General features: G+C 43.8%; 4 protein-coding genes. 1 reads left to right on the top strand and 3 read right to left on the bottom strand.

Annotated features, from left to right (window positions below; translation table 11 throughout):
- Window positions 1-354: 354 nt before the first annotated feature.
- Window positions 355-660 carry a hypothetical protein gene (locus tag L1D50_RS09130; RefSeq protein ID WP_128726230.1) on the bottom strand — a complete coding sequence of 102 codons (306 nt, stop codon included), beginning with the start codon at window positions 658-660 and terminating at the stop codon, window positions 355-357.
- Window positions 661-772: 112 nt separating this feature from the next.
- Between L1D50_RS09130 and L1D50_RS09125 the strand changes: the two genes are divergently transcribed.
- On the top strand, window positions 773-1,654 hold the full coding sequence (locus L1D50_RS09125; protein WP_128726229.1) for a LysR substrate-binding domain-containing protein: 882 nt from the start codon (window positions 773-775) through the stop codon (window positions 1,652-1,654).
- A gap of 318 nt (window positions 1,655-1,972) precedes the next feature.
- On the opposite strand, the gene L1D50_RS09120 is transcribed toward L1D50_RS09125, so the two are convergent.
- Together L1D50_RS09120 and katG are read right to left on the bottom strand one after the other, a co-directional pair.
- Entirely contained in the window at window positions 1,973-3,883 is a 1,911-nt protein-coding gene (locus L1D50_RS09120; RefSeq protein ID WP_239965923.1) for a S9 family peptidase, read from the bottom strand.
- A gap of 160 nt (window positions 3,884-4,043) precedes the next feature.
- Window positions 4,044-6,230 carry a catalase/peroxidase HPI gene (gene katG / locus L1D50_RS09115; RefSeq protein WP_239965922.1) on the bottom strand — a complete coding sequence of 729 codons (2,187 nt, stop codon included), beginning with the start codon at window positions 6,228-6,230 and terminating at the stop codon, window positions 4,044-4,046.
- Window positions 6,231-6,551 lie beyond the last annotated feature (321 nt).

The raw sequence follows: 6,551 nt of genomic DNA, 5'->3' as shown, positions 1-6,551 counted from the left end.
GTTTGACAAGGGTAAAAATAATTTTTATTTAATATCAATTAATTATGGGTTTTGTGCTGATGCGTTATGTTCTGTTACGAAGTGGAATATGCACATTTTATTGCTGGTACTAAAGTTACTCTACTTAGCAGGGATTCAATTTAAGCGAAAGTTAGCGCATACTTGAGTGCTCTTTGTTAACAGGTGTATTGTTCTTTGGTTGTGTTGAAACCATCTGTTAAATGTTTATGCTTTCGAACTTATGCAAACACGTACAACACAGTGATAACGATTAGCAACTACCGGAAGCAAGTTGCTAATGCTAATTTCAAATCATCTTTTAGTACAAAAAAGATGCTGAGGTACACATGTGATCTACAGCAAACTTAAAATATGTTTGGCATTTTGTCGGGCAAGACAACCTTTGATGGGATCGGTTGAAAACGTTTTAGCCGATATCTCCATAGGCTCCCCTTCATGAAGTACATCACCGCTATAGACTTTAACTCGACAGGTCGTTTTGTTTTGCTCTTCTGAATAAACAAGCTCAACTTTTTTGGCTTTCATGATTAAGTTTTTGTAGGGGTATCCCGCATCAGTAAATACTTTTTCAGTTTGTACCTGCTCGGATGTTGATGCGAGTGCTGCTAGAGGAAATGCAAGAATAATTGCGTATTTCATGATAAAGACTCCTTCCGTCTCTGATTTCACTGCTAAGTATTGTGCGCATTCATAAAACTGACAAACTAGAAATTCTGACCTATAGTTAAGTTTTAATTAAGTAAGATAGCGAATGAAATCACCTCCACTCAAAGGACTTTGGTATTTTAAAACGGCGGCAGAATTAGGTAGTTTTAAGCAGGCGGCGGAAGCCTTATTCGTGACTCAAGCTGCAGTGAGCCAGCAAATAAGAACACTCGAGCAACAGCTTGGTTGCATGTTGTTCGAGCGGCAAACAAGGAAGGTATTGCTAACCCAGCAAGGGCAAGACTTGTTACCTTATTTACACAAGGCTTTTGGGCAAGTTGAAATGGGTCTATCGACGTTAAAATTAGATCCGAATCCAAATACCATTAACCTGTCAGTTTTACCTTCATTTGCTACCTGTTGGCTTCTACCAAGATTGGCGAGCTTTAACAAAGCATTACCAGACTACCAGTTACGTATCGATCCAACCGAGCAACTCGCCGATTTTAATCACGACGGTATTGATATTGGGATCCGTTTTGGATTTGGTAATTACCCGGGACTGAAAAGCGAGCTCATCGCTGAGGACGAGTTAGTTCTCGCCTACCGCCCAGGATTAATTGACCCAAATAAACCGTTGCGAGGACAGCTATCAAAACTCAACTTTATCTATGATGAAGGTCGAGATAATGAGCGTGCGTGGATCGAGCTTAATAAGCAACTTGATCTGAGCGGTCATACATTCAGTAATCTCAAAATTGATAATGCAGCATTAGTTCAGCAGGCAACAGTAGCAGGGCAAGGATTTTCTTTGTTACGTCGACGTTTAGTGAATCAATCTTTAGAGCTTGGCCAATTAGAAATCTATCCCGACTTTGCATGGTTATGTGAATATCGGTATTACTTGGTTGCACCTGAACGCCATTTTGAGTGGCCTAAATTAAAGGCGTTTCGAGATTGGATAGTGGCTGAGCTTAGTGCATGCTGAGCTATACTATTTAACCTGAGCTTCGGATAATTAATGCCTTTCTAGCAGCCAGTTTTAGCGCTAACTGCGTTGAATTCACTTCCAATAGCCAGCTATTGGTGCATAAATTCGCCTTGTTATCCCTAAAACTGATTGGCTAGATAAGGGTATAATTTAATGTGGTATTAAAAACAATGAGTTAGCTCATTCCTTATCCAAACCTCAGGTTATTTAGCCTTATCTCACGATGTATTTTTGCGCACAGGGGGCCATAAGTAAGCCGTTCGGATCCGAGCTGAGTAATAGAAGGTCAGATACTCGGATCCGGTAGCCTAGTTGTTAGAGGTGCTTTTTAAGGAAGTCGAGATAGGCTTGAGAGGCCTCAATACGGTTTTCCTTTTTCGAGAACCCATGTCCTTCATCTTCAAATAAGACGTATTTGACTGGCACATTGTTTGAGCGAACCGCTTCGACTAACTCATCACTTTCAACTTGCAGTACACGTGGGTCGTTTGCACCTTGCACCACCATTAGTGGTTTAGTGATATTTTTAGCATGGAAAAGCGGTGATATACGATGCAAACGCTCTTTATCGGTAGCTGGATCGCCTAGCTCATCATATAGTGACTTGCGATATGCCTCCCACCAAGCAGGAATAGATTCAAGAGTTCTGACCCAGTTAGTTACACCAAAGATATTTATCCCCAGCTTAAACTCTTCTGGCTCAAACGCCAATGCAGCAGCTGTCATATAGCCACCATAGCTTCCGCCCATGATGCCAATGCGATCAGCATCAACCCAGTCCAGTTGCTGTAGGTATTTTTTACTCCAAACAATATCTTGTAAATCATCTTCACCATGACGTTTGTCGTCTAAGTGAAAGAAGGTTTTACCATAGCCAGAGCTACCTCGGTTGTTTACGGCAAAAATGGCATATCCTTGGTTAACTAAGTGCTGAGTAAGTGCACTATAACCCGTCATGCTTTGGCCTCCTGGGCCGCCATGAACAAATACAAGCGCCGGTACCTTATTTGTTGAACTCGCTAGCTTTGGTTTATAGAGTACTCCTGGGATCTCCAAACCATCAAAACTGTTAAAGCGAGCGATGGTGCTTTCGACCAAATGGTCGGTATCGATTTTATCGCTTAAGGTTGAGGTCAGTTGCTTAACTTCGTCACTGCCAACCCGCCATACGTACAGGTTATTTGGCGAAGTATCTGAATTTAAATAAAAAGCCATCAGCTTTTCGTCATCAGAGAAGTTAACACTGTTGATACTACCTGCGGGGAGCTTGGGTAAATTGATATCCTTGCCAGTTTTAAGGTCGGTGATCGTCACTTTGATACTAGAGTCTTCGTTTACACCAACAACGCGGTAACGGTTGGAATCTGAGAAATACAAAAATCGTACGTCCCAATTTTTTACGATGTAAGGCGTGTGTTTACCCGTTGCGATTTCATAGCGCCAAGTTTGAGAAAACTCACCATGGGCATCTGTGCTGTAGTATAAATACTTATCGTCCTTAGAAAAGGCTGAAGCGAAAAAGTTTGCTTCGTGCTCCACATTTGAGATCTCAACGAGTGGGGTATCTGGGTTGTGTAAATCGAGTAAGAATAGGTCGCTGTCTTTATTACCTTGGGCATTGACAAGTGCAAGGTAGCGGTCTGTCTCACTCATTTTTTGGACATTTAAGTTTTTGTCATTTTTATAGATAAGTTCACTTTCGTAAGTGCTGGCATCAAAGCGATATAGATCCATAAAGCGCTCATCGCGCTGGTTACTTAACACGAAAAATGCCTTGTTATCCTCAGAGAAACCGACAAAACCGGCTCTGACCTTTTCTCCCGGTGTGAGATCTTTTACGTTACCGTTTTGGTCACGGACAAAGAGATGAAATTGTTCATTACCGCCACCGTCTCGAGTGAATAAGATACGGGGATCGTTGGGAAAGTATCCAATTGGATAGGTTGAGTCTGCGGCATCGGTTATTTGTGTTCTTTTGCCTGTTTTAACATCAACTTCATAGAGGTTAAATATACCCGACTCATCAGAAGCCACTAAGATTTTCTTTGCATCAGGGCGAAACGCGTTACCCTGAATGTCTGTGGTATCAAAAAATGTTTCTGCTGAATACGTCTTAAAGTCAGAGATAGCTTGAGTAGTTTGCGGTGGATTAACTTGTTGAGTGGTTTGGTTACATGCCGTTAGCGAAGCGATCAACGCACATGCTAGGAGTGATTTTTTAAACATAATTTCCCTACTTTCGTTATTATTATTGGTTTCTAGCATATAGCGATAAAAATCAATGGCAAGCAAATCACTAAGGTTTTGTGTAAACCAATGTAGGATTAGTATGTGATTGACTTTACTGCGGAAAAGTCAATCACATCCCAAGTTTATATTGAAGTGGTTATTTTAGGTCAAATCGGTCTGCATTCATTACTTTGGTCCATACCTCAACGAAGTCACGGACAAACTTCTCTTTGCTATCATCTTGTGCGTACACTTCGGCGTAAGCGCGCAAAATAGAATTAGAACCAAAGACGAGATCAACGCGAGTCGCGGTCCATTTTACCGTGTCCGTGTCGCGTGTTTTTATCTCATATAGGTTCTCTCCACTTGGCTCCCAGCGATATGCCATATCGGTCAAGTTGACGAAAAAGTCATTACTCAAAGTGCCAACGTTATCGGTAAATACGCCATGCGATGTTTGCCCGTGATTGGTGCCTAGCACGCGCATTCCGCCGATCAATACGGTCATTTCCTTGGCTGTGAGGCCCATCAGTTGTGCTCTATCAAGTAGCATTTCTTCTGGTTTTACGCTGTAGTGCTGTTTTTGCCAATTGCGAAAACCGTCATGTACAGGCTCTAATACATCAAATGACTCAATGTCGGTTTGCTCGTCTGTGGCATCGCCTCGTCCAGCGGCAAAAGGCACTTGGATTGACACACCGGCATTTTTAGCCGCTTGTTCAACAGCAGCACAGCCACCCAATACGATTAAATCAGCCATGCTTATGGTAGGCGTAAAATTACTTTGCACGACTTCTAATGCCGCGAGCACTTTCGCTAGACGTTCTGGTTCATTTCCAGGCCAATCCTTTTGTGGGGTTAGGCGGATCCTCGCACCATTTGCACCCCCTCTATAATCGGAATATCTAAACGTTCTAGCACTATCCCACGCGGTGGCTACTAATTCTGAAAGCGTCACATTGGTTGCTAGAATCTGTTGCTTGAGGGCGCTAATTTCACTGTCGTTTAGGGTGTAGTTAACGCTGGGGACTGGATCTTGCCAAAGCAGGTCTTCATTGGGTACTTCAGGGCCAAGGTAACGACTTTTAGGGCCAAGGTCGCGGTGGGTGAGCTTAAACCAAGCTTTGGCAAAAACATCGTTAAAATAGTCGGGATCGGCGTAGAACTTCTCTGAAATTTTACGATAAGCAGGGTCCATTTTCAGCGCCATATCGGCATCTGTCATCATCGGCATGCAGCGTTTGGATGCATCTTCAGCGTCAATTGGTTTGTCTTCTTCTTTTATATTGATAGGCTGCCATTGCCACGCGCCCGCAGGGCTTTTGGTTTGTTCCCATTCGTACGTGAACAGCAAATAGAAGTAGCCATTGTCCCATTGAGTTGGGTTCGTCGTCCAAGCGCCTTCGATCCCGCTGGTTACTGCATTAGAACCAATGCCACGTGAGCTGTGATTCATCCAGCCAAAACCTTGTTCATGCAAGTCCGCGCCTTCGGGCTCCGGGCCTAATTCATCGGCATTGCCATTACCGTGCGCTTTACCCACCGTGTGTCCGCCAGCGGTTAGGGCAACGGTTTCTTCATCGTTCATTGCCATTCGAGCGAAGGTAACACGCATATCTTTAGCTGTTTTTAGCGGATCGGGATTACCATCTACGCCCTCAGGGTTAACATAGATAAGACCCATCATCACAGCGGCAAGCGGATTTTCTAAATCGCGTTCACCGCTATAGCGACTGTTTTGGTTATTTGAGGGAGCTAGCCACTCTTTTTCGCTGCCCCAGTAGGTATCCTTTTCTGGATGCCAGATATCTTCTCGGCCACCGGCAAAGCCAAAGGTTTTGAATCCCATTGACTCATAAGCAACGTTGCCTGCCAGCACGATTAAATCGGCCCATGAAATTTGGTTGCCATACTTTCTTTTGATCGGCCAAAGTAAACGCCGGGCTTTATCTAAGTTTCCGTTGTCCGGCCAACTGTTTAGCGGAGCAAAACGCTGATTCCCCGTGTTTGCGCCACCGCGACCATCTGCAACACGATAACTGCCCGCAGCATGCCATGCCATTCTGATCATTAACCCACCATAGTGTCCCCAGTCGGCGGGCCACCATGGCTGAGAGTCTGTCATAAGTTGCTCGAGATCTTTTTTAAGGGCGGGATAATCAAGGCTGTTAAAGGCGCCTTTGTAATCAAAATTGGCATCCATCGGATCGGTTTTCGTATCGTGCTGATGCAATATGTCTAGGTTCAGGCTATTTGGCCACCACTGGTGCTCGCTATGCTCTGACGACGTATTTGCACCATGTGCGAAAGGGCAAATCGATGGTGTGTTTTGCTTCTTATCCATGGGAGATCCTTGTTTGTTCGATGACGGAAGATTGCTAGGGCCTGTTGATCTCTCAAGTTTGTTTTTGCAGCAGTATGATTGATGTGTATATAGGGCAAGTTGTACACCGCGAGCAAAACACGCTCAGAGGAACAAAAATCAAATCGCAAAGACCAATAAACCCTAGATAAAGGTAGTCCCGGTAAGTGCTTTTTACCAGATTTCGGTGGCCTTAAAGGTCAATATTGAACACCAAGAAAGAGGTGACATTTGTGGATCTCGGGATAGTGAACACGCCAAATCTGACTGATCACATGACTTTTTATTAGGTGCTTGAATATT

This window comes from Pseudoalteromonas sp. Isolate6 (assembly GCF_022398435.1).
Taxonomy (GTDB): Bacteria; Pseudomonadota; Gammaproteobacteria; order Enterobacterales; family Alteromonadaceae; genus Pseudoalteromonas; species Pseudoalteromonas galatheae.
Note: the sequence above shows the minus strand (reverse complement) of the source record. Positions and strands in the feature narration are given on the sequence as shown.